21 protein-coding genes are annotated in these 22309 nt (G+C 70.2%); 12 read left to right on the forward strand and 9 right to left on the reverse strand.

The annotated features are described in order from the left end of the window. Positions 1-96 precede the first annotated feature (96 nt). The 3 genes from ACWDAG_RS41500 to ACWDAG_RS41510 form a co-directional block, all read right to left on the reverse strand. Positions 97-711: a TetR/AcrR family transcriptional regulator gene (locus tag ACWDAG_RS41500; protein ID WP_450700749.1), complete on the reverse strand. Its 615-nt coding sequence runs from the start codon at positions 709-711 to the stop codon at positions 97-99. Then, on the reverse strand, positions 708-1529 hold the full coding sequence (locus ACWDAG_RS41505; protein ID WP_030942693.1) for a sugar phosphate isomerase/epimerase family protein: 822 nt from the start codon (positions 1527-1529) through the stop codon (positions 708-710). Before ACWDAG_RS41505 ends, ACWDAG_RS41500 begins: the two co-directional genes overlap by 4 nt. Before the next feature lie 126 nt (positions 1530-1655). Further along, the gene (locus ACWDAG_RS41510; protein ID WP_450700750.1) at positions 1656-2588 is read right to left on the reverse strand and encodes a Ppx/GppA phosphatase family protein; all 933 of its coding nucleotides are present in this window, start codon (positions 2586-2588) and stop codon (positions 1656-1658) included. Positions 2589-2659: 71 nt separating this feature from the next. On the opposite strand from ACWDAG_RS41510, the gene ACWDAG_RS41515 reads away from it, so the two are divergent. After that, the gene (locus ACWDAG_RS41515; protein ID WP_450700751.1) at positions 2660-3517 is read left to right on the forward strand and encodes a hypothetical protein; all 858 of its coding nucleotides are present in this window, start codon (positions 2660-2662) and stop codon (positions 3515-3517) included. Positions 3518-3529: 12 nt separating this feature from the next. On the opposite strand, the gene ACWDAG_RS41520 is transcribed toward ACWDAG_RS41515, so the two are convergent. Then, positions 3530-5215 (reverse strand): BACON domain-containing protein, encoded by a 1686-nt coding sequence (locus tag ACWDAG_RS41520; RefSeq protein ID WP_450700752.1) that lies wholly within the window; start codon positions 5213-5215, stop codon positions 3530-3532. A 230-nt stretch (positions 5216-5445) separates the two neighbouring features. On the opposite strand from ACWDAG_RS41520, the gene radA reads away from it, so the two are divergent. Both radA and disA read left to right on the forward strand, forming a co-directional pair. Continuing rightward, a complete protein-coding gene (gene radA / locus ACWDAG_RS41525) occupies positions 5446-6855 on the forward strand; it encodes a DNA repair protein RadA (RefSeq protein WP_450700753.1) in 1410 nt (469 codons plus the stop codon). Positions 6856-6936: 81 nt separating this feature from the next. Next, the gene (disA, locus tag ACWDAG_RS41530; RefSeq protein WP_450700754.1) at positions 6937-8061 is read left to right on the forward strand and encodes a DNA integrity scanning diadenylate cyclase DisA; all 1125 of its coding nucleotides are present in this window, start codon (positions 6937-6939) and stop codon (positions 8059-8061) included. Between the two features lie 133 nt (positions 8062-8194). Here disA and ACWDAG_RS41535 read toward each other — a convergent pair whose 3' ends face one another. Continuing rightward, positions 8195-9013, reverse strand: coding sequence for a hypothetical protein (locus ACWDAG_RS41535; protein WP_450700755.1), 819 nt, complete (start codon positions 9011-9013; stop codon positions 8195-8197). 150 nt (positions 9014-9163) lie between these two features. On the opposite strand from ACWDAG_RS41535, the gene ACWDAG_RS41540 reads away from it, so the two are divergent. The 6 genes from ACWDAG_RS41540 to ACWDAG_RS41565 all read left to right on the forward strand — a co-directional run bounded on the left by ACWDAG_RS41540 (position 9164) and on the right by ACWDAG_RS41565 (position 14005). Next, entirely contained in the window at positions 9164-10111 is a 948-nt protein-coding gene (locus ACWDAG_RS41540) for an A/G-specific adenine glycosylase (protein WP_450700756.1), read from the forward strand. Positions 10112-10374: 263 nt separating this feature from the next. Continuing rightward, a complete protein-coding gene (locus ACWDAG_RS41545) occupies positions 10375-10914 on the forward strand; it encodes a SigE family RNA polymerase sigma factor (RefSeq protein ID WP_030942678.1) in 540 nt (179 codons plus the stop codon). Further along, positions 10902-11546 carry a hypothetical protein gene (locus ACWDAG_RS41550; protein ID WP_450700757.1) on the forward strand — a complete coding sequence of 215 codons (645 nt, stop codon included), beginning with the start codon at positions 10902-10904 and terminating at the stop codon, positions 11544-11546. The genes ACWDAG_RS41545 and ACWDAG_RS41550 overlap by 13 nt, the downstream gene beginning before the upstream one ends. Before the next feature lie 77 nt (positions 11547-11623). Beyond that, on the forward strand, positions 11624-12328 hold the full coding sequence (gene cseB / locus ACWDAG_RS41555; RefSeq protein WP_450700758.1) for a two-component system response regulator CseB: 705 nt from the start codon (positions 11624-11626) through the stop codon (positions 12326-12328). Beyond that, complete coding sequence (cseC, locus tag ACWDAG_RS41560; RefSeq protein ID WP_450700800.1) at positions 12217-13692, forward strand: two-component system sensor histidine kinase CseC; 1476 nt, start codon at positions 12217-12219, stop codon at positions 13690-13692. The genes cseB and cseC overlap by 112 nt, the downstream gene beginning before the upstream one ends. Before the next feature lie 163 nt (positions 13693-13855). Further along, complete coding sequence (locus ACWDAG_RS41565; RefSeq protein ID WP_450700759.1) at positions 13856-14005, forward strand: hypothetical protein; 150 nt, start codon at positions 13856-13858, stop codon at positions 14003-14005. 168 nt (positions 14006-14173) lie between these two features. Here the strand turns inward: ACWDAG_RS41565 and ACWDAG_RS41570 are convergent, their stop codons facing one another. Beyond that, the gene (locus ACWDAG_RS41570; RefSeq protein ID WP_450700760.1) at positions 14174-15757 is read right to left on the reverse strand and encodes an MDR family MFS transporter; all 1584 of its coding nucleotides are present in this window, start codon (positions 15755-15757) and stop codon (positions 14174-14176) included. A 125-nt stretch (positions 15758-15882) separates the two neighbouring features. Between ACWDAG_RS41570 and ACWDAG_RS41575 the strand changes: the two genes are divergently transcribed. After that, the gene (locus ACWDAG_RS41575) at positions 15883-16479 is read left to right on the forward strand and encodes a TetR/AcrR family transcriptional regulator (RefSeq protein WP_450700761.1); all 597 of its coding nucleotides are present in this window, start codon (positions 15883-15885) and stop codon (positions 16477-16479) included. Positions 16480-16492: 13 nt separating this feature from the next. On the opposite strand, the gene ACWDAG_RS41580 is transcribed toward ACWDAG_RS41575, so the two are convergent. Continuing rightward, complete coding sequence (locus ACWDAG_RS41580) at positions 16493-17116, reverse strand: M23 family metallopeptidase (RefSeq protein WP_450700762.1); 624 nt, start codon at positions 17114-17116, stop codon at positions 16493-16495. A gap of 448 nt (positions 17117-17564) precedes the next feature. Between ACWDAG_RS41580 and ACWDAG_RS41585 the strand changes: the two genes are divergently transcribed. Beyond that, entirely contained in the window at positions 17565-18164 is a 600-nt protein-coding gene (locus ACWDAG_RS41585) for an HAD family acid phosphatase (RefSeq protein ID WP_450700763.1), read from the forward strand. 68 nt (positions 18165-18232) lie between these two features. On the opposite strand, the gene ACWDAG_RS41590 is transcribed toward ACWDAG_RS41585, so the two are convergent. Further along, the gene (locus ACWDAG_RS41590; RefSeq protein WP_450700764.1) at positions 18233-20761 is read right to left on the reverse strand and encodes an ATP-dependent Clp protease ATP-binding subunit; all 2529 of its coding nucleotides are present in this window, start codon (positions 20759-20761) and stop codon (positions 18233-18235) included. 430 nt (positions 20762-21191) lie between these two features. Between ACWDAG_RS41590 and ACWDAG_RS41595 the strand changes: the two genes are divergently transcribed. Then, complete coding sequence (locus ACWDAG_RS41595) at positions 21192-21803, forward strand: SCO3374 family protein (RefSeq protein WP_450700765.1); 612 nt, start codon at positions 21192-21194, stop codon at positions 21801-21803. Positions 21804-21811: 8 nt separating this feature from the next. Here ACWDAG_RS41595 and ACWDAG_RS41600 read toward each other — a convergent pair whose 3' ends face one another. Then, a complete protein-coding gene (locus ACWDAG_RS41600; protein WP_007498879.1) occupies positions 21812-22147 on the reverse strand; it encodes a histone-like nucleoid-structuring protein Lsr2 in 336 nt (111 codons plus the stop codon). Positions 22148-22309 lie beyond the last annotated feature (162 nt).

Consider the following 22309-nt stretch of genomic DNA (forward strand, 5'->3'; position numbering starts at 1 on the left):
AGTCGAGCGTACGCCCGTTGCTCCAAGGGATGGACACTGTGTCCGGAATGCGGGATGCACGTCTCGTTCAGAGGGCAGGAGGTCCTCGCGGGGGCGTCAGGGCCGGGCCAGGTGCCCCTGCACCACCGGCGCCACCCGCGCGATGATCTGCTCGACGTCCGCCGACGCCAGCGGCTCCACCTTGATCACGTAGCGCAGCATCGCGCACCCCACCAGCTGCGCGGCCGCCAGCTCGGCACGCAGTTCCGCGTCCGGCCGGTCCAACTGGGCGGCGATGCGGCGCAGCAGCTGCGAGGCGATCAGACGGCGGAAGACGGCGGCCGCGGCCTCGTTGTTGACGGCGGAGCGCACGATCGCCAGCAGGGGCGTACGGGTCGTGGGGTTCTCCCAGATGCCGAAGATGAAGCGGGTGAGCCGCTCGCCGACGCCGTCCATCGGACCTTCGGCGAGCGCCTCCGGCGCGTTCAGCGCGGGTGCGAAGGCGACCTCGATCGCGGCCTCGAAGACCTGCTCCTTGGTGCCGAAGTAGTGGTGCACCAGCGCCGAGTCCACGCCGGCCGCCTTCGCGATGCCCCGTACGGACGTCTTCTCGTACCCGCGCTCGGAGAACTCCTCACGGGCCACGGTCAGGATGCGGTCCCGGGTGTCGGCGGACTCCGTGCGGGGACGGCGGCCGCGGCGCCGAGCGGTCGGGTCGGGGGCCTCGGTCACGGTCTGGGCACCCTCACCGCGGAGGCGAGATGGAGGCGGGTGAAGGCCAGCGCCTCCGCCAGATCGGCCTCGCGTTCGGCGCCGGACATGGCGCGACGGGTGTTGACCTCGATGACGACATGGCCGTCGAAGCCGGTCAGGGCGAGACGTTCCAGCAGTTCGGCGCAGGGCTGGTTGCCGCGGCCGGGGACGAGGTGCTCGTCCTTCGCCGATCCCCTGCCGTCGGCGAGGTGGACATGGCCGAGGCGGTCTCCCATGCGGTCGACCATGTGCATCGCGTCGGAGCGGGCCGTGGCGCTGTGACTGAGGTCGATCGTGAAGTGGCGGTAGTCCTCCTTCGTCACGTCCCAGTCGGGGGCGTACGCGAGCATCTCGCGGTCGCGGTAGCGCCAGGGGTACATGTTCTCGACGGCGAACCGCACGTCCGTCTCGTTCGCCATGCGCCAGATTCCGGTGACGAAGTCACGGGCGTATTGGCGCTGCCAGCGGAACGGGGGGTGGACGACGACCGTGGTCGCCCCCAGCTTCTCGGCGGCCGCCTGGGCGCGCTGGAGCTTGGTCCACGGGTCGGTGGACCACACCCGCTGCGTGATGAGCAGACAGGGGGCGTGCACGGCGAGGATCGGGATGCGGTGGTAGTCGCTGAGTCTGCGCAGCGCCTCGATGTCCTGACTGACCGGGTCGGTCCACACCATGACCTCGACGCCGTCGTACCCGAGGCGCGCGGCGATCTCGAAGGCCGTCGCCGTGGACTCCGGGTACACGGAGGCCGTGGACAGCGCGACCTTCGCATCCGGGATGCAGACTGGCTCCGCCATGCCGACAGGTTACGGGGTGCGGTGGGTCGTCTGCGGTGCGCCTATTCGCCGTTGTGGGGTTCGCCACGGGCGGGTGCGGCTTTCGTTGTGTCTTGTCGCGCAGTTCCCCGCGCCCCTATGGGGCGCTTACGCCGAGCCCATGTGGTCCAGTTTGCGGAGGATCACGCCCTCCCTCAGGGCCCAGGGACAGATCTCCAGGCTCTCCACCCCGAACAGGTCCATCGCACCCTCTGCCACCAAGGCGCCCGCCAGCAGCTGGCCCGCTCGGCCCTCGCTCACGCCCGGGAGTTCTGCGCGCTGGGCCGCCGACATGCCTGCCAGCTGGGGGACCCAGGCCTCCAGGGACTCGCGCTTGAGGTCGCGCTGGACGTAGAGGCCCTCCGTGGAGCGGGCCGCGCCCGCGATACGAGCGAGCTGCTTGAAGGTCTTCGACGTCGCCACGACGTGATCGGGGGCGCCGAAGCGGCTGAATTCGCCCACCGTGCGGGCGATCTGGGCCCTCACATGGCGGCGCAGGGCCCTTATCGACTCCGGGTCCGGCGGGTCGCCGGGGAGCCAGCCGGCGGTGAGGCGGCCGGCGCCCAGCGGGAGGGAGACAGCGGCGTCGGGCTCCTCGTCGATGCCGTAGGCGATCTCCAGGGAGCCACCGCCGATGTCGAGGACGAGCAGCTTGCCCGCGGACCAGCCGAACCAGCGGCGGGCGGCGAGGAAGGTGAGCCGGGCCTCCTCCGCGCCGGTCAGGACCTGCAGTTCGACGCCGGTCTCGGCCTGCACGCGCGCGAGGACGTCATCGGCGTTGCTGGCCTCGCGCACGGCGGAGGTCGCGAAGGGGAGCACGTCCTCGACGCCCTTGTCCTCGGCGGCCTGTAGGCACTCGTGGACAACGGCGATCAGTTTGTCGACCCCGTCAGGGCCGATCGCTCCGCTCTCGTCGAGCAGTTGGGCAAGGCGCAGTTCCGCCTTGTGCGAGTGCGCGGGCAGCGGGCGCGCGCCCGGGTGCGCATCCACCACCAGCAGATGCACCGTGTTCGATCCCACGTCGAGGACACCGAGTCTCATGTACGGAACGCTACTGCCACCTGGGCGGTGCTCCGTATGGGATGGCACCGCGAGAGCCGTACGCTGGTCCTGTGCCAAAGACGAAAAGGGCGAAGGACGACAAGGCCGCCAAGTCCGCCAAGGGGTCTTCGCAGGTGAAGCCGGCGCAGTCGGCCAAGCTGTCGAAGAAGGCCAGGGAAGCGGACGAGAAGGGACTCGACTTCGCGCGCGCGTGGGTGGAGTTCCCGGATCCGGCGGACGACGAGCAGGTCTTCCGGTGCGATCTGACATGGCTCACCTCTCGCTGGAACTGCATCTTCGGCAGCGGCTGCCAGGGCATCCAGGCGGGCCGTGCGGACGACGGGTGCTGCACGCTGGGCGCCCACTTCTCCGACGAGGACGACGAGCAGCGCGTCGCCGGGCATGTGGCGAGGCTCACGCCCGAGATCTGGCAGCACCACGACGAGGGCAGGGCGCACGGCTGGGTGTCCGAGGACGAGGACGGCGACCGCCAGACCCGTCCCTTCCAGGGCTCCTGCATCTTCCAGAACCGGCCCGGGTTCGCGGGCGGCGCGGGCTGCTCGCTGCACATCCTGGCCCTGAAGGAGGGCCGCGAGCCGCTGGAGACCAAGCCGGACGTGTGCTGGCAGCTGCCGGTGCGGCGGACGTACGACTGGATCGACCGGCCCGACGACACCCGGGTGCTGCAGGTGTCGATCGGCGAGTACGACCGCCGTGGCTGGGGCCCGGGCGGCCATGATCTGCACTGGTGGTGCACGTCGGCGACCTCGGCGCACGGCGCGGGCGACCCGGTGTACGTGTCCTACCGGGCGGAGCTGACCGAGCTGATGGGCAAGGCCGGCTACGACCGCCTCGTGGAGCTGTGCGAGCAGCGCCTGGCCGCGCAGCTGCCCCTGCTGGCGCCGCATCCGGCGGACCCGGTCGACTGACGCGGGCTGCGCTCACGACGACGTGGGGCTCGGGCTCCCGCTGTCGGCGGGCGGTGGTGTCGAGCCCGTCGGGTCGGACGGGGCGGAGTCGGTGGGGGTGGGCTCGGGGGACGAGGGCGGGGCACTCGGCGTGGGGTCCGAGGGCGTCGGGGTCGGTTCCGGGGCGGACGAGGGCGGCGGGGTGCCGGGGCTGCTCGGCCCCGGGGCGGTCGGGCCGGGCGCGGCGCCGAAGCCCTCGATGGAGACGACGGCCCCGGACGGCGAGACGGCCACCCGTGCGCTCCATGGGCCGGACGGCTCGCGCAGATGGTCGACGTGCACCTTGATCGTCAACGATTCGCCGGGCGCGAGCGTTCCCGAGGACCGGCTGAGGTAGAGCCAGGCGGCTCCCGTCGACGCGGACCAGTGCACGGGCGCGGGCCCGGTCGCGGTGAGGGTGACGAGCGTGGTGTCGCTGTCGTGGCCGGCCGACACCTGGAGGTGTCCTGCGCCCTTCCCGCTGATGCCGGTGACGCTGATGACCTCCACGGAGATGTCGGGCCGCCGGTGGCCTCTCCCGAAGGGGCCGCCGGGCCGCAGGCTGGCGTTGCCGGCGTTCTCGTAGCCGCCGCCGGACGCCTCGCCGCCGAGGCTGAGCGGGCCGTGCGCCTCGCTGGCGGTGGCGGAGCGGCCGTCCGTGCCCTCGGCCGGTGAGCCCCGGTACGCGGCCCACAGGGCGAACACGGGGGCCGCCACCACGGTGGCGACGACCGTCGTCGTGACGGCACGCGCGCGTAGGCGGTCGCGGCGGGCGGCGCGGTCCTTGGGGTCCATCGGGAAGCCGCGCCGGTCGAACCGGGGAACGGCGCCGCCACGCGCGCGTGGCTGATGCGTGACCGCCATGTGCAGGGCCGCGCGGGGAGCCTCCAGGACGGGCAGTTCGGCGGGTGTGATCATCGCGCCGGGCCAGCGCCCGGGAATGGCGCGCTCGGCGCTGCGCCGACATCGCGGGCAGTCGTCGACGTGCCGGACGAGCTCCTTGCGCAGGGCCGAGCTGAGCACCAGTTGGTTGTCGCCGGTGAGCCGGGCGACGTTCGGACAGCCACCGGTCTCGACGACGGCGAGGGCCGCGCGCGTGCGCTCCACCTCGCAGGCGGCGGAGGCCAGCAGTTCGCGGGCGGTGGCAGGGCCGAGGCCCAGTACGGCGGCGACCTCGTGGGCGGCGAGGTGGTGGCGTACGGCGAGTTCGAGCGCCTCGCGCTGCTCCGGGCTGGTGCCGGCGGCCTCCGGCCAGGCCAGCAGGGCGAGTTCGCGGCGGCGCTCCTCCTGGGTCTCCTCGGCGACGGGGGGCTCCATCACCCGCTGCTTCCCGGCACTGTGCCGGCCTGCCGCGTGCGTGCTCTGACGTTTCTGCTTGGCCTCCGTCAGCTTGCGCAGACAGGCCCAGCGGGCCAGCGCGTACAGCCAGGCGCGGCGGTCCCCCGGCGCCTGGGGGCCGCGGCGCTTCTCGGCGAGCGCGAGGGCCTCACCCAGGGCCGCGGTCGCCGTGTCGTGGTCGCACAGCACCGACAGGCAGTAGGTGAACAGCCCGTCCAGATACGGCTCGTAACGCCCGGGGGGCCGCTGCGCGAGCGTGCGCGCAGCGGCACGGTCACGTGCCTCCCGGCGCGCCTGGTCTGCGCCGGTGATGCGGGGCGAGGTCTCCGGGCTGCTGCTCATCCGTGGACCGTAGGCGGCTCGGGATGGCCCCTTCTTCCCCCTTGAGCACTTTTAATCCATACGGGTGAAACGATCCCTCAATCGGGTACAGGAACCGCTTGTTCCGTGGCTGGTTACCGACGGCGGTGGCCGGTTCGCGGAGTGTCGGATCATGTGCTCGGACGGTGCCCGGCGAGCGTCCGTGCCCGGGCCGGCCGGAGTTGTCAGTGGGCTCGGTTACGGTTCTCGGCATGGCTGCCCGTACCAAGTCCACCAAGGACCGCCCGTCCTACCGCTGCACGGAGTGCGGCTGGCAGACGGCCAAGTGGCTCGGTCGCTGCCCCGAGTGCCAGGCCTGGGGGACGATCGAGGAGTACGGCGCGCCCGCGGTCCGTACGACGACGCCGGGGCGCGTCACCACCTCCGCGGTGCCCATCGGCCAGGTCGACGGGCGCCAGGCCGCCGCCCGCTCGACCGGTGTGCCCGAACTGGACCGGGTGCTCGGCGGCGGGCTCGTGCCCGGTGCGGTGGTGCTGCTGGCGGGCGAGCCCGGCGTGGGCAAGTCGACGCTGCTGCTGGACGTGGCGGCGAAGTCGGCGAGCGACGAGCACCGCACGCTGTATGTCACGGGTGAGGAGTCGGCGAGCCAGGTGCGGCTGCGCGCCGACCGCATCAAGGCCATCCACGATCACCTCTACCTCGCCGCCGAGACCGATCTGGCCGCCGTGCTCGGCCACTTGGACGCGGTCAAGCCGTCGCTCCTCATCCTCGACTCCGTGCAGACCGTGGCCTCCCCGGAGATCGACGGCGCCCCCGGCGGCATGGCGCAGGTGCGCGAGGTGGCCGGCGCGCTCATCCGCGCCTCCAAGGAGCGCGGGATGTCCACCCTCCTTGTGGGCCATGTCACCAAGGACGGGGCCATCGCCGGGCCCCGGCTCCTGGAACACCTCGTGGACGTCGTCCTGAGCTTCGAGGGCGACCGGCACGCGCGCCTGCGGCTGGTCCGCGGCGTCAAGAACCGCTACGGCGCCACCGACGAGGTCGGCTGCTTCGAACTGCACGACGAGGGCATCACGGGCCTCGCCGACCCGAGCGGACTTTTCCTGACCAGACGTGACGAACCGGTCCCCGGCACCTGTCTGACGGTCACCCTGGAGGGCCGCCGCCCGCTGGTCGCCGAGGTCCAGGCGCTCACGGTCGACTCGCAGATCCCCTCCCCGCGCCGCACGACCTCGGGGCTGGAGACCTCCCGCGTCTCGATGATGCTCGCCGTCCTGGAGCAGCGCGGCCGGATCAGCGCGCTCGGCAAGCGGGACATCTACTCCGCGACGGTCGGCGGGGTGAAGCTCTCCGAGCCCGCCGCCGACCTCGCCGTCGCCCTCGCGCTGGCCTCGGCCGCCAGCGACACCCCGCTGCCCAAGAACCTGGTCGCGATCGGCGAGGTCGGCCTCGCGGGCGAGGTCAGACGGGTCACGGGCGTCCAGCGGCGACTCTCCGAAGCGCACCGCCTGGGCTTCACCCACGCGCTCGTTCCGGGCGACCCCGGCAAGATCCCTCCGGGTATGAAGGTCCTGGAAGTCGCCGACATAGGGGATGCTCTAAGAGTCCTTCCACGCTCCCGTCGCCGAGAGGCCCCACGGGACCAGGAGGACCGCCGGTAGACTTTGCCCAGGTCTCGCCCGTCCGTACGAACAGAATGTGCGACACGGGGGCGCCCCAGAACCTGCGACCGGAGGAGTGCAGTGGCAGCCAACGACCGGGCGGCAGCTCCCGGAAAGTCCGGCGGGAGTTCCGGTGCCGATGGCCTGATGCGCGCCTCACTGAGCGCCGTGGCTCCCGGCACGGCCCTGCGCGACGGGCTCGAGCGGGTACTCCGCGGCAACACCGGCGGACTCATCGTCCTCGGCTCCGACAGGACCGTCGAAACGATGTGCACGGGCGGTTTCGTCCTGGACGTCGAGTTCACGGCCACGCGCCTGCGCGAGCTGTGCAAGCTCGACGGCGGCATCGTGGTGTCCTCGGACCTGTCGAAGATCCTCCGGGCGGGCGTGCAGTTCGTGCCCGACGCCACGATCCCGACCGAGGAGACGGGCACCCGGCACCGCACCGCGGACCGGATCTCCAAGCAGGTCGGCTTCCCGGTCGTCTCCGTCTCCCAGTCGATGCGCCTGATCGCCCTGTACGTCGACGGTCAGCGCCGCGTCCTGGAGGACTCCGCGGCGATCCTGTCCCGCGCCAACCAGGCCCTCGCGACCCTGGAGCGCTACAAGCTCCGTCTGGACGAGGTCGCGGGCACACTGTCGGCACTGGAGATCGAGGACCTGGTGACGGTCCGCGATGTGTCGGCGGTGGCCCAGCGCCTGGAGCTGGTGCGCCGCATCGCCACCGAAATCGCCGAATACGTGGTCGAACTGGGCACCGACGGGCGCCTCCTCGCCCTCCAGCTCGACGAGTTGATCGCGGGCGTGGAGCCCGAGCGCGAACTCGTCGTCCGGGACTACGTCCCCGAGCCCACGGCCAAGCGCTCCCGCACGGTCGACGAGGCCCTGTACGAGCTGGACGCCCTCACCCACGCCGAGCTCCTCGAACTGCCCACGGTGGCAAGGGCGCTGGGCTACGCGGGCTCTCCCGAGGCACTCGACTCGGCGGTCTCACCCCGGGGCTTCCGCCTGCTTGCCAAGGTGCCACGCCTGCCCGGCGCCATCATCGACCGTCTCGTGGAGCACTTCGGCGGCCTGCAGAAGCTGCTCGCCGCAAGCGTCGACGACCTGCAGACGGTCGACGGCGTCGGCGAGGCCCGGGCCCGGAGCGTACGAGAGGGCCTGTCCAGGCTGGCGGAGTCGTCGATCCTGGAGCGGTACGTCTGAGCAGATCGCACGAAGCCCGCGCCCAAAGGGGCGCGGGGCTGTATCAACATGCGGCTCCGCCGCGCGGGCGCGACCAGCCACAACGACGCCGCAGCCGAAAGACGGCCCATCGCGGCGCACCCCGGCGGAGCGACTAGTCGTCCTTGAGCATGAACGAGATCTGCGACTTCGCGAACCCGGGCGCCGCCGCCTCCACCAGATACGTACCGGCCCCGGCCGACCCCGCCGGAGGCGTCGCGCACTGGGGAGCGCTCGGCTTGCGGTCCCACTTCACCGTGTAGGTGATGCTGCTGCGGTTGGGCACCCGGAACACCAGACTGCCGGAGCCCTGGGGGCAGTCCGCGGAGGACCAGTAGTTGTCGTCGCTGCCCGCCTCGGTGATCGTCAACACCGCGCTCTTCGGCCCGAGGTCGATCTTGCAGTCGAGGCCCGAGGTGTTCGTCGCGGTCAGCAGCAGAGTCGGCGTCTGCCCGGGCGAGTACGTGTTGTGGAGGCTCCGCACCGTCAACGTCACTGCGCTGGTGGTGCAGTTGGGGATGGAGGAACTCGCGGGAATCGTGTCGCCCCGGCCGACCCCGATGCCAGAGCCGACACCGGCCGTACCGCCGCCGGCCGCCCCGTCGGAGCCCCCGGACCCGGAGTCCGAGCCGGAACCCGAACCGGACCCCGAACTGCCCCCGGAATCCGACCCGCTGGAGCCACCGCCGCTCGACTCGTCACGCCCGCCCGGCGCTTGGCTGATCGCAGGACCCGAACTCGACGGCCCCGCAGTGATCGTGGGGGCGGGGGTGTTGCCGTTCGCCCCGTCGTCCTTCTTGCCGCCGCCACCGCCCGACAGGACGATCCACGTGATCAGCAGCGCCAACAAGGCCACCACAGACACGAGTACGACCCTCCGTCGCCAGTAGATGGAGGAGGGGAGCGGCCCGACAGGATTACGCAGAGATCCCACGGCGCAAACTGTACGAGAGATCGGGCGGTTCGCTGGCCCCACCCGCCGCCGGTTCGTCAACTTTTCCGGATCATCATTCCGGTCCGCACGACGCACCGCGCGCGGGACGGCGGCCCAACCGCCCGGGGCCATGGCAGGATCGGAAACGCCATGACTGCGCCCACGAAGCCCCCGCACAGCAGCCCCGCCGACGGCCCGGCCCACGCCCCCGCCGGCTCCCCTCTCGGCGAGGACCTCCACGCCCCTGTCATCGACTGGTTCGACGAGCATGCCCGCGACCTGCCGTGGCGGCTCCCGGAAGCCGGCCCCTGGGGTGTGATGGTCAGCGAGTTCATGCTGCAGCAGACGCCCGTCAGCCGCGTGCTGCCCGTCTACGAGCAGTGGCTGGCCCGCTGGCCGCGCCCCGCCGACCTGGCCCGGGAGGCGCCCGGCGAGGCGGTCCGCGCCTGGGGCCGGCTCGGCTACCCGCGCCGCGCTCTGCGACTGCACGGCGCCGCCGTGGCCATAACGGAACGGCACGGCGGGGACGTACCGACCGACCACGCCCAGCTCCTCGCGCTGCCCGGCATCGGCGAGTACACGGCCGCGGCCGTCGCCTCCTTCGCTTACGGGCAGCGGCACGCCGTGCTCGACACCAACGTCCGCCGGGTCTTCGCGCGCGCCGTCACCGGCGTCCAGTACCCGCCGAACGCGACCACCGCCGCCGAACGCAAGCTCGCCCGCGCGCTGTTGCCCGAGGACGAGCGGACCGCCGCGCGGTGGGCGGCCGCCTCCATGGAGCTCGGCGCACTCGTCTGCACCGCCAAGAACGAGACCTGCCACCGCTGCCCCATCGCCGCCCAGTGCGCCTGGCGGCTCGCGGGCAAGCCCGAGCACGACGGGCCGCCGCGGCGCGGGCAGACGTACGCGGGGACGGACCGGCAGGTGCGCGGCAAGCTGCTCGCCGTACTGCGTGAGGCCCACGCACCGGTGCCGCAGTCGGCTCTCGACCGGGTGTGGCACGAGCCGGTGCAGCGCGCCCGGGCGCTCGACGGGCTCGTCGCGGACGGTCTCGTGGAGCCGCTGTCCGGTGGTTTGTATCGGCTGCCGTTGACGTAACCGCTCGTAACGTCACGCCGCATCACACCCCACTGACCTGCCAAATCGCCCTATAACCGAGCGATTCGGTGCGCCTGTTTACCCCGTTCCTACGTTCGTTACACAACCGACGGACAGCCGATTGCTAGCCGAGCGCTGCTTCGGACAGCGCCGTGACAACACCTCCGTAGCTTCATTTGCGTGCCCGGCAGAAGCGGGCTGTTACGGAACAGACCGACGGCGATCAAGCCGGCCGGTTAACGGGGATCGGGAGGCGGTTCGACATGGCGCAGGGCGAGGTGCTCGAGTTCGAGGAGTATGTCCGCACGCGGCAGGACGCGCTGCTGCGCAGCGCCCGTCGGCTGGTCCCGGACCCCGTGGACGCGCAGGACCTGCTCCAGACGGCGCTCGTGCGCACCTACGGCCGCTGGGAGGGCATCGCGGACAAGCGCCTCGCGGACGCCTACCTGCGCCGGGTGATGATCAACACGCGCACCGAGTGGTGGCGGGCCCGGAAGCTGGAGGAGGTCCCCACCGAGCAGCTGCCGGACGCCTCGGTCGACGACTCCACCGAGCAGCACGCGGACCGCGCCCTTCTGATGGACATCATGAAGGTTCTGGCTCCCAAGCAACGAAGCGTCGTTGTCCTGCGACACTGGGAGCAGATGTCGACGGAGGAGACGGCCGCGGCCCTGGGCATGTCGGCCGGAACGGTCAAGAGCACGCTGCACCGGGCGCTCGCCCGGCTCCGTGAGGAGCTGGAGAGCCGCGATCTGGACGCACGCGCGCTGGAGCGTGGGGAGCAGGAGCGTTGCGCGGTCTGACCGACTCGGGCCGAGGGACCTTGCAGGCGGCGTACACGGCGGTGGCCGTGCTCGCCGCCCTCGCCCTTTTCGCCTCCGCCTGCGGTACCGGCGGCACCGGCGCCCGTGACGAGGGCCCGGCGCACGCCGACTCGGTGATGGGAGCCGCCGCCACGCCCACCGCCTCACCCACACCCAGCCTTTCGAAGACTGCGCATGTGGACGCGGCCAAGCTCGTCAAGGACGATCCGATGGTCTCGGCGGAGGTCAAGCGCGGCCTGAAGCCGTGCGTCGCGGACAAGTACCCGGTCGAGGTGACGTACGGCAAACTGACCGGCGGATACTCCGACGACGTGGTGGTGAACGTGCTGACCTGCGGGGACGAGATCGGAGTCGGCTCGTACGTGTATCGCGAACAAGGCGGTCGGTACGAGAATGTCTTCCGTACCGAGGAACCCCCGGTCTACGCGGAGATAGACCGCGGCGACCTGGTGGTGACCAAGCAGGTGTACGAGAAGGGCGATCCGATGACGAGTCCGTCCGGTGAGATCGTGACCACGTACATCTGGGCCTCGGGCCACTTCGTCAAGCGGTTCATCACGCGCAACGACTACAGCAACGCCGTCGGGGGCGACGCGTCGCCGTCTTCGTGAACCGTTCGGACCGCTCGGAGCGATCACCCAGCAGCAGTGCGCACGCCACGACCGACACGAGAACTGAGAGCAGCGGGATGGCAGACCAGACCCATGTCCTGTTCGTCGAGGACGACGACGTCATCCGCGAGGCCACCCAGCTCGCCCTGGAGCGGGACGGCTTCGCGGTCACCGCGATGCCCGACGGGCTCTCCGGCCTGGAGGCGTTCCGGGCGAACCGCCCCGACATCGCGCTGCTCGACGTCATGGTCCCCGGCCTGGACGGCGTGAGTCTGTGCCGCCGTATCCGCGACGAGTCGACCGTGCCGGTGATCATGCTGTCGGCGCGGGCCGACTCGATCGACGTCGTGCTGGGCCTGGAGGCGGGCGCCGACGACTACGTGACCAAGCCGTTCGACGGTGCCGTGCTGGTCGCGCGGATCCGTGCGGTACTGCGGCGGTTCGGTCATGCCAGCGGCGGCGACCGGGCGGACGAGGCCCACGCCGAGGTGGCCGGCGGGGTGCTGAGCTTCGGCGACCTGGAGATCGACACCGAGGGCATGGAGGTGCGCCGGGCCGGGCAGCCGGTGGCGCTGACGCCGACCGAGATGCGGCTCCTTCTGGAGTTCTCCTCCGCGCCGGGCACGGTCCTGTCGCGCGACAAACTGCTGGAGCGGGTGTGGGACTACGGCTGGGGCGGGGACACGCGCGTGGTGGACGTCCACGTGCAGCGACTGCGCACGAAGATCGGCCAGGACCGGATCGAGACGGTCCGCGGCTTCGGCTACAAGTTGAAGGCCTGAGCGGGGACACCAGGGACATGCGGGGGATCTTCCGGAGCCCGGCCGCTGCGCACGTCGCGGACGGTACGGGCATGCGCACGGGCCTCAGATGGAAGCTCAGCGCGGCCATCGCACTGGTCGGCGCGCTGATCGCGATCGCACTGAGCCTGGTCGTGCACAACGCGGCCCGGGTCTCGATGCTGGACAACGCGCGCGACCTCGCGGACGAGCGTATCCGGCTCGCGCAGCACAACTACGAGATTCAGGGCCGGACCGTCTTCCCCAACATCAAGATCGACGACCCGCGGCTGCCGTCGGCGCTGCGGGTGAAGGTCGCGGCGGACCGGCGGGCGACGTATGTGACCGACCGGCCGGGCGGCGCGCCGGACATCTGGGCCGCCGTGCCGGTCAAGGACGGGCATGTGCTGTCGCTGCACACCGGGTTCACCAACCGCAGCACGAACGTCCTCAGGGACCTCGACCAGGCCCTGGTGATCGGCTCCATCGCGGTCGTCCTCGGCGGCAGCGCGCTGGGCGTGCTCATCGGCGGCCAGCTCTCGCGCCGGCTGCGCAAGGCGGCGGCCGCGGCGAACCAGGTCGCCAAGGGCGAGTCGGACGTACGCGTGCGGGACGCCATCGGCGGTGTCGTACGGGACGAGACCGACGACCTGGCGCGGGCGGTGGACGCCATGGCGGACACCCTGCAGCAACGCCTTGAGGCCGAGCGCCGGGTCACCGCGGACATCGCACACGAGCTGCGCACTCCCGTGACGGGCCTGCTGACGGCCGCCGAACTGCTCCCGCCCGGCCGCCCGACGGAGCTGGTCCTGGACCGCGCGAAGGCCATGCGCACCCTGGTCGAGGACGTCCTGGAGGTGGCCCGCCTCGACGGCGCCTCGGAGCGGGCCGAGCTGCAGGACATCCTGCTCGGCGAGTTCGTCACCCGGCGGGTGGCGGCGAAGGACCCGGCCGTCGAGGTGCGGGTGGTGCACGAGTCGATGGTCACGACCGATCCGCGCCGCCTGGAGCGTGTGCTGTTCAACCTGCTCGCCAACGCCGCCCGGCACGGCAAGCCGCCGATCCAGGTCACCGTCGAGGGCCGGGTCATCCGGGTCCGCGACCACGGCCCCGGCTTCCCGTCCGACCTCCTCGCCGACGGCCCGAGCCGCTTCCGCACGGGCAGCGCCGACCGCGCGGGCCACGGCCACGGCCTCGGCCTCACGATCGCCGCCGGACAGGCCCGCGTCATGGGCGCCCGCCTGACCTTCCGCAACGTACGCCCGGCGGGCGCACCCGATCACGTACCCGCGGAAGGCGCGGTGGCGGTGCTGTGGCTGCCGGAACACGCACCGACGAACACGGGCAGCTATCCGATGCTGCCGTAGACGATTCCCGAGCCCCACCTTTTGGCTCCGGGCAGGCATTCTCGGCACGTCCGGCGTTGTGGCAGGGGAGGCACTGTCAGCACGTCCGGCGCTCAACTTGTGGCAGGGCTGCCACCCTCAGCCCGTCCGGCGTTCACTTTCGGCAGGGCGGGCACTCTCAGCCATGGCCCGCCCCGAACCGGCGCTCGTCCCGCTCGCCCTGGACACCGCCGCGCTGCGAGCCGCCGACCACACGGCCCCGCCCCTGCTGCGCGGCCTCGTCAGGCGTTCACGTCTCGGCCGGGCAGGCACCCTCAGCCCGTCCGGCGTTTGAGGACGAGGCCGTTCAGGCCGATCGGGGGTCCAGGGGGCGGAGCCCCCTGGCGGGGCCGCAGGGGCAGCGCCCCTGGGACGGGACGGGTAGGGGCGGCGGGGGCGAGGAAACACGACGAAGGCCCCCCGGGGCGGACACCCACCGGGGGACCTTCAGCTCACTCGCGGATCAGACGGCCTCGGCGACCGGCGCCTGCGCCACCGCCTCCCCCTCGTCTCCGCCCTTGGCCGCAGCCGGCCCCGCCCCCCGCAGCGCAACTTCCTTCACGAAGACCGCCGCAAGCAGCGCGCCCACGGCCACCACAGCCCCCAGCAGGAAGGCGGAGTGCGTACCCGCGGACACCGCGTGCTGGTACGCGTCCCGCACCTCGACCGGCAGCTTCGCCAAGCTCTTGGCGTCCAACGCCGCCGACTTCTCGGTGATCTTCGCTCCCAGCCCCCCGGCCCGCTCGGCCATGACGTGCTGCACCCGGTTGTTGAACAGCGCGCCCATGATCGCGACGCCGAAGGACGAGCCGAGCGTACGGAACAGGGTGGTCGAGGAGGACGCGACGCCCATGTCCTTCATCTCCACGCTGTTCTGCGCGACCAGCATGGTGACCTGCATCAGGCAGCCCATGCCGAGCCCCACGACCGCCATGAACACACCGGACGTGAACCGCGAGGTGCCGGTGTCCATCGTGGACAGCAGATAGAGCCCGGCGCCCATCAGGACAGTGCCGACTACCGGGAAGACCTTGTAGCGGCCGGTGTTGGTGGTCACCCGCCCCGCCACCATCGAGGTGACCAGCATCGCGCCGAGCATCGGCAGCAGCAGCAACCCGGAGTTGGTCGCGGACGCGCCCTGCACGGATTGCTGGTACAGCGGCAGGTACAGCGTGGCACCGAACATCACGAAGCCGGTGATGAAGCCGATGACCGACATCAGCGTGAAGTTGCGGCTGCGGAAGATGTGCAGCGGCACGATCGGCTCCGCGGCCTTCGTCTGCCAGAACACGAACCCGATGAGGGCGGCGACGCCGATCCCGATCAGCTCCATGATCCGCGCGGACGTCCACGCGTATTCCGTACCGCCCCAGGTCGTGACCAGCACGATCGAGGTGATGCCGATGGTCAGCAGCGCGACACCGAGGTAGTCGATACCCGCCTTGGCCCGCTTCTTCGGCAGATGCAGTACGGCACTGATCAGACCGAGCGCCACCACGCCGAGCGGCAGGTTGATGTAGAACGACCAGCGCCAGCCCCAGTTGTCGGTGATGGTGCCGCCGACCAGCGGGCCGCCGATCATCGCGAGCGCCATGACGCCGGCCATCATGCCCTGGTACTTGCCGCGCTCCCGCGGCGGTATCAGGTCACCGATGATCGCCATGACGCCGACCATCAGACCACCCGCGCCGAGGCCCTGGATCGCGCGGAAACCGATCAGCTCGCCCATGTTCTGCGCCATGCCGCTGAGCGCGGAGCCGATCAGGAAGATCACGATCGAGGTCATGAAGGCGCCCTTGCGCCCGTACATGTCGCCGAGCTTGCCCCAGATCGGGGTGGAGGCCGCGGTCGCGAGCGTGTACGCGGTGACCACCCAGGACAGGTGCTCGAGTCCGCCGAGTTCGCCCACGATGGTCGGCATCGCGGTGCCCACGATCATGTTGTCGAGCATCGCGAGCATCATGGTGATCATGAGTGCGAGCAGTACGACCCGTACGCTCTTCGGTTGTTTTTCCGGCTTCGTCTCGGCCGGCTGTGTGTCCGCCATCGTCCCCACTCCCCTGGGCATCTCCCCCCGGTCGGCCACTTACTTGCCGCCCGGCTAGTTGACTACACTGGGAAGGTAGACCCGTAACTAGCCGGGCGTCAAGTAAGTTTCTCTGGAGTGCAAGGATGGGCGGCACCATGGACGGCACCAAGCAGCAGCGCCGCGGAGACACCCGCCAGCGCATTCAGGACGTGGCGCTCGAACTCTTCGCCGAGCAGGGCTACGAGAAGACGTCGTTGCGCGAGATCGCCGAGCGCCTGGACGTCACCAAGGCGGCGCTCTACTACCACTTCAAGACGAAGGAAGAGATCCTCGTCAGCATCTTCGACGATCTCTCCCAGCCGATCGTGGAACTGATCGAGTGGGGCAGGCAGCAGCCGCAGTCACTGGAGACCAAGCACGAGATCATCCGCCGTTACAGCGACACCCTGGCCGGCGCGGCCCCACTCTTCCGCTTCATGCAGGAGAACCAGAGCACGGTGAAGGAGCTGCGCATCGGCGAGACCTTCCGCAACCGCATGATGGGCATGCGCGACATCCTCATCGACCCGGACTCCGAGCTGATCGACCAGGTGCGCTGCGTCAGCGCGATGTTCACGCTGCATGCCGGCATGTTCGCGCTGGGCGACATCGAGGCCGACCCCGAGGACAAGCGCAAGGCGGTCCTCGAAGTCGCCACCGACCTGGTGACCCGGGCGCACCGGGCCACCCACCCGTCCTAGACGCTCACCCGCCTCAGACGGTGACGCCCTTGGAACGCAGGAAGGCGACCGGGTCGACGGCCGATCCGTAGTTCGCGGTCGTACGGATCTCGAAGTGCAGATGCGGGCCACTGGAGTTACCGGTGTTCCCGGACCGGGCTATGTGCTGGCCGGTGGCGACGACCTGGCCGACCCTGACGTCGATCCGCGACAGGTGGGCGTACTGCGAGTACGTCCCGTTGCCGTGCCTGATCACGATGGCGTTGCCGTACGCGGGCCCGTCACCGGCGCCGTTGCCGCCGGCCTTGACGACGGTGCCGCCGTGCGCGGCGACGACGTCCGTGCCGCTCGGCACCGCGAAGTCCTGCCCGCTGTGGGTGGACTGCCACATGCCGCCGGCCTGGTTGAAGCTCGCGGAGAGCCGGTACTTCTTCACCGGGTGCATCCAGGAGGCGGCCTTCCTGGCGGCAGCGGCCTTGGCCTGTGCGGCGGCCTGCGCCTTGACGGCGCTCGCCGCACTGGACGCGGAGGTGGCGTCGGCGGCGGCCGCGACCCCCGCGCCCAGCACGACCGACATTCCCAGGCCGGCGGCCAGGACGGCCGCGCGGCTGCGCAGCAGGGACGTACGGGAGGAGCGGGACGTGACACGCGAAGACATGGAAACCTCAGGAAGACGGGGGCAGAGAAAACCACCCGGCGCACAAACGGCTGCCGGATGGACCATCCCTTGGTAACCCCGGAACCCCTCAGGCCCAAAATGTGTGATCTACGACGGACGCTAGTACTTCATCCCAAAACTTCTCTCTTCTTGACACAGCCCCAATAACGGACGAATCAGACCGCGACGGCAGGATCACCCCTGAGGTTCCAGGAAAGGGACCCTTTCCCGCCCCTCTCGGGTGGCCCACTATCCGCGCTAGTACCGGCCGGATGGCCTGTGCGACATGTCACCGCCCGGCAAGATCCACCCCTCCACGAAACAACCCGTCATGTGACGCACATCTCTGGCCACTTACCGCCCAGTAACCCTACGGTTCCCCTCACGCCACCCTCGGCGTCGAACATGCACAGGACAACGGCATACGGACGTGAGAGGACCCCCACCCATGACAAGCCGACGCCCCTGGGCGCTCCGCGCAGTGGTCACCGCAGTCTCCGCATCTGCCCTCGTGGCCCTGGCCACCCCCGCCGACGCGGCGACGAGCAGCACGGACGTCGACTACGCGACCTGGCAGCAGGACTGCCAGACGGTGATGGACCAGGCCCTCCCGTACCTGAAGCAGCGGATCGCCGCGGCCCAGCCGGGCCAGAAGCAGGCGATCGTCTTCGACATCGACAACACCACGCTGGAGACGGACTTCGGCTTCCACTTCCCGCAGCCGGCCAACAAGCCCGTCCTGAACGTCGCTCAGTACGCCCAGGAGCACGGCGTCTCGCTCTTCTTCGTCACCGCCCGTCCGGGCATCATCTACGCGCCCACCGAGTGGAACCTGGAGCACGACGGCTACGACGTCTCCGGCCTCTACGTCCGCGGTCTGTTCGACCTGTTCAAGGACGTCGCCGCCTACAAGACCGCCCAGCGCGTCGACATCGAGAACAAGGGTTACGACATCATCGCGAACATCGGCAACAGCGCCACCGACCTCTCGGGCGGTCACGCCGACAAGACGTTCAAACTGCCGGACTACAACGGGCAGTTGTCGTAACCGCGGGCAGGCATGACGAAGGGGCCGGTGCTCGAAAGCACCGGCCCCTTCTGGCGTCGCCGTGAGGCCTACGCCTCCTTGCTCAGGTTCGGCCCGGCACCGCCGGCCGCCTGCTCGATCGGCGGGACGTCGGGCAGCGCCGACTTCTCCTCGCCGCGGAAGGTGAAGGTCTGGGTCTCGCCCTCGCCCTCGGTGTCCACGACCACGATGTGACCGGGACGCAGCTCACCGAAGAGGATCTTCTCGGAGAGCGTGTCCTCGACCTCGCGCTGGATGGTGCGGCGCAGCGGCCGGGCACCCAGCACCGGGTCGTAACCCTTCTTGGACAGCAGCTCCTTGGCGGACTGGGAGAGCTCGATGCCCATGTCCCGGTCCTTGAGGCGCTCGTCCACCTTGCTGATCATCAGGTCGACGATCGCGAGGATGTCGGCCTGGGTCAGCTGCGGGAAGACGACCACGTCGTCGACGCGGTTGAGGAACTCGGGCCGGAAGTGCTGCTTGAGCTCGTCCGAGACCTTGTTCTTCATGCGCTCGTAGTTGGACTTGGTGTCGCCCTGGGCCGCGAAGCCCAGGTTGAAGCCCTTGGAGATGTCCCGGGTGCCGAGGTTGGTCGTCATGATGATGACCGTGTTCTTGAAGTCCACGACCCGGCCCTGGGAGTCGGTCAGGCGACCGTCCTCCAGGATCTGCAGCAGCGAGTTGAAGATGTCCGGGTGGGCCTTCTCGACCTCGTCGAAGAGGACGACGGAGAACGGCTTGCGGCGGACCTTCTCGGTCAGCTGACCGCCCTCTTCGTAGCCCACGTATCCGGGCGGGGAACCGAAGAGACGCGACACCGTGTGCTTCTCGCTGAACTCCGACATGTCGAGGGAGATCAGCGCGTCCTCGTCACCGAAGAGGAACTCGGCGAGCGCCTTGGAGAGTTCGGTCTTACCGACACCGGACGGGCCGGCGAAGATGAACGAACCACCGGGACGCTTCGGGTCCTTCAGACCGGCCCGCGTACGGCGGATCGCCTTCGACAGCGCCTTGACGGCGTCCTTCTGGCCGATGACCCGCTTGTGGAGCTCGTCCTCCATGCGCAGCAGACGCGAGGACTCCTCCTCGGTCAGCTTGAAGACCGGGATGCCGGTGGCGGTCGCGAGGACCTCGGCGATCAGCTCGCCGTCGACCTCGGCGACGACGTCCATGTCGCCGGCCTTCCACTCCTTCTCCCGCTTGGCCTTGGCGGCCAGGAGCTGCTTCTCCTTGTCGCGCAGGGAGGCGGCCTTCTCGAAGTCCTGCGAGTCGATCGCGGACTCCTTGTCGCGGCGCACGCCCGCGATCTTCTCGTCGAACTCGCGCAGGTCCGGCGGAGCGGTCATCCGGCGGATGCGCATCCGGGAACCGGCCTCGTCGATCAGGTCGATCGCCTTGTCCGGAAGGAATCGGTCCGAGATGTACCGGTCGGCCAGGGTCGCGGCCTGGACCAGCGCCTCGTCGGTGATGGAGACGCGGTGGTGGGCCTCGTACCGGTCGCGCAGACCCTTGAGGATCTCGATGGTGTGCGGCAGGGACGGCTCGGCGACCTGGATGGGCTGGAAGCGGCGCTCCAGGGCCGCGTCCTTCTCCAGGTGCTTGCGGTACTCGTCCAGCGTCGTCGCACCGATGGTCTGCAGCTCACCGCGGGCCAGCATCGGCTTCAGGATCGAAGCGGCGTCGATGGCGCCCTCGGCGGCACCCGCACCGACCAGCGTGTGCAGCTCGTCGATGAACAGGATGATGTCGCCGCGGGTGCGGATCTCCTTGAGCACCTTCTTCAGGCGCTCCTCGAAGTCACCGCGGTAGCGGGAGCCGGCGACCAGCGCGCCGAGGTCCAGGGTGTAGAGGTGCTTGTCCTTGAGGGTCTCGGGCACCTCGCCCTTGACGATGGCCTGGGCTAGGCCCTCGACGACGGCGGTCTTGCCGACGCCGGGCTCACCGATCAGGACCGGGTTGTTCTTGGTACGGCGGGACAGCACCTGCATGACCCGCTCGATCTCCTTCTCGCGCCCGATGACCGGGTCGAGCTTGGACTCACGAGCGGCCTGGGTGAGGTTCCGGCCGAACTGGTCGAGGACCAGGGACGTCGAGGGGGTGCCCTCGGCAGGCCCGCCACTGGCGCCGGCGGTCTCCTTGCCCTGGTAGCCGGAGAGCAGCTGGATGACCTGCTGCCGCACCCGGTTGAGATCTGCGCCCAGCTTGACCAGGACCTGGGCGGCGACGCCCTCGCCCTCACGGATCAGGCCGAGCAGGATGTGCTCCGTGCCGATGTAGTTGTGGCCCAGCTGAAGGGCCTCGCGGAGCGACAGCTCCAGGACCTTCTTGGCACGGGGGGTGAAGGGGATGTGCCCGGACGGGGCCTGCTGGCCCTGGCCGATGATCTCCTCCACCTGCTGGCGGACCGCCTCGAGCGAAATCCCGAGGCTCTCAAGGGCCTTGGCGGCGACACCCTCACCCTCGTGGATCAGGCCCAGGAGGATGTGCTCGGTGCCGATGTAGTTGTGGTTGAGCATCCGGGCTTCTTCCTGAGCCAGGACGACAACCCGCCGCGCGCGGTCGGTGAACCTCTCGAACATCGTTAATCGCTCCTCAGAGCGGTCAGGCAGTGGGGGGAACTTCCCCTCCCTGTCCTTCCGCAGCTTAGTCCCGCAAGCGGGGACCGCTCATTCCAACTGCCGACACCGTCGATGGCCTCCTGACCCGTGACGCCGACATCTGCTCCAACCCGATGGTGCGAGACGATGTTCCCGCAGGCCAGGTGGTTACCCTCACCATCAGTACGCCGATGGCGAACGTGAGACCACCTTGCCTGCGTGTCGCCCCCTCCCACTAGGGATGTCTTACCCGCTGGGACGGACACTCCATGCCGCGCGCACCGGTTCCCTCCGCTATGGGCGAACAACCTTGCGCTACCCCGCACCCCCGCACGCCCCCTCTTTCGACACTCTGTGCATCCGTCAGAACACCCAGCGTAACTTGCAAGCCCTTCGGGCGGTTGCCCTTGGCATGGTTGGCAGCCTCTCCACGGTCCCGCTCCCCCGTCGGCCGCTCGATCCGGGCGATCGGGTCAGCCGGTTCTACGAGAACGAACTGGGCTGGACGACAGTGCCCGCGCGGGCGGGAAACCCCGGATCTCCGGTTCGGCTCCGCGTGGGCGACCGCTTCGACGTCCTGGACGTCCCTGCCGAGGCCGGCCGGGCGGGCCTGCGCCATCTCGCGCCGGCCTCTCCGGTGGCCGCGCAGGGGGACCGGATGCGGCTGCTGGTGGCCGCGGGCAGCGCGGAGGAACTGCCGGGGCTGCTGGACTGGCTGGAGTGGGGGGCACTGACGCCCGATCTGAGGGCGCTCGGCCCGGGCTGCGTCATGGACGCGCCGCTGCCGCCGGGCACGCAGCCGGCGGGTCTACGGCCCGTGGGCCGCTCGGGCGTGCAGGGGGCCGCCGTATGGCTGCGGCCCCCCGAGCCGGGGTGCGCGGTCGAAGCCTCGCTGCCGACACTGTCGGCTGTGAGGGGCGGTGGGGGCGCCCCCGATCTCGTACGACTTGTGGACACGGTGGCGACGCAGTGCCACCGGTTGCGGCTGCGGCGCGCGTGCGGCCAGCCGTTGGCCCTGCCGTAGACCAGCGATCAGGCGTTGGCCTTCTCGTAGGCCTCGCGGATGGACGCGGGGACACGGCCGCGGTCATTGACCTCGTAACCGTTCTCCTTCGCCCAGGCGCGGATCTGCGCGGTGTCCTGGCTGCCACCGGAAGCGGCGCGGGCCTTTCCGCGTCCACCCGAAGCGCGACCTCCGGTACGACGACCACCCTTCACGTAAGGCTCGAGAAGGCCACGGAGCTTGTCCGCATTGGCGGTCGTGAGATCGATCTCGTAAGTCTTGCCGTCCAACGCGAACGTGACGGTCTCGTCCGCCTCGCCGCCGTCGAGGTCATCGACAAGAAGGACCTGAACCTTCTGTGCCACCGGATTTCCTTTCATCCATAACTTGAGGGCCGGGGGCCTGCGGCGTCCGCCGTTTCGCCGTCCCCTGTTATATGCAGTACTGCAGTACGTCGGAAAGCAAACCGCTTTTGCCGGAAAAACACAAACCCCTTGGAGAGACTGAGCTGGAGACCGAGGACGAGA

Source organism: Streptomyces sp. NPDC001157, assembly GCF_053598255.1.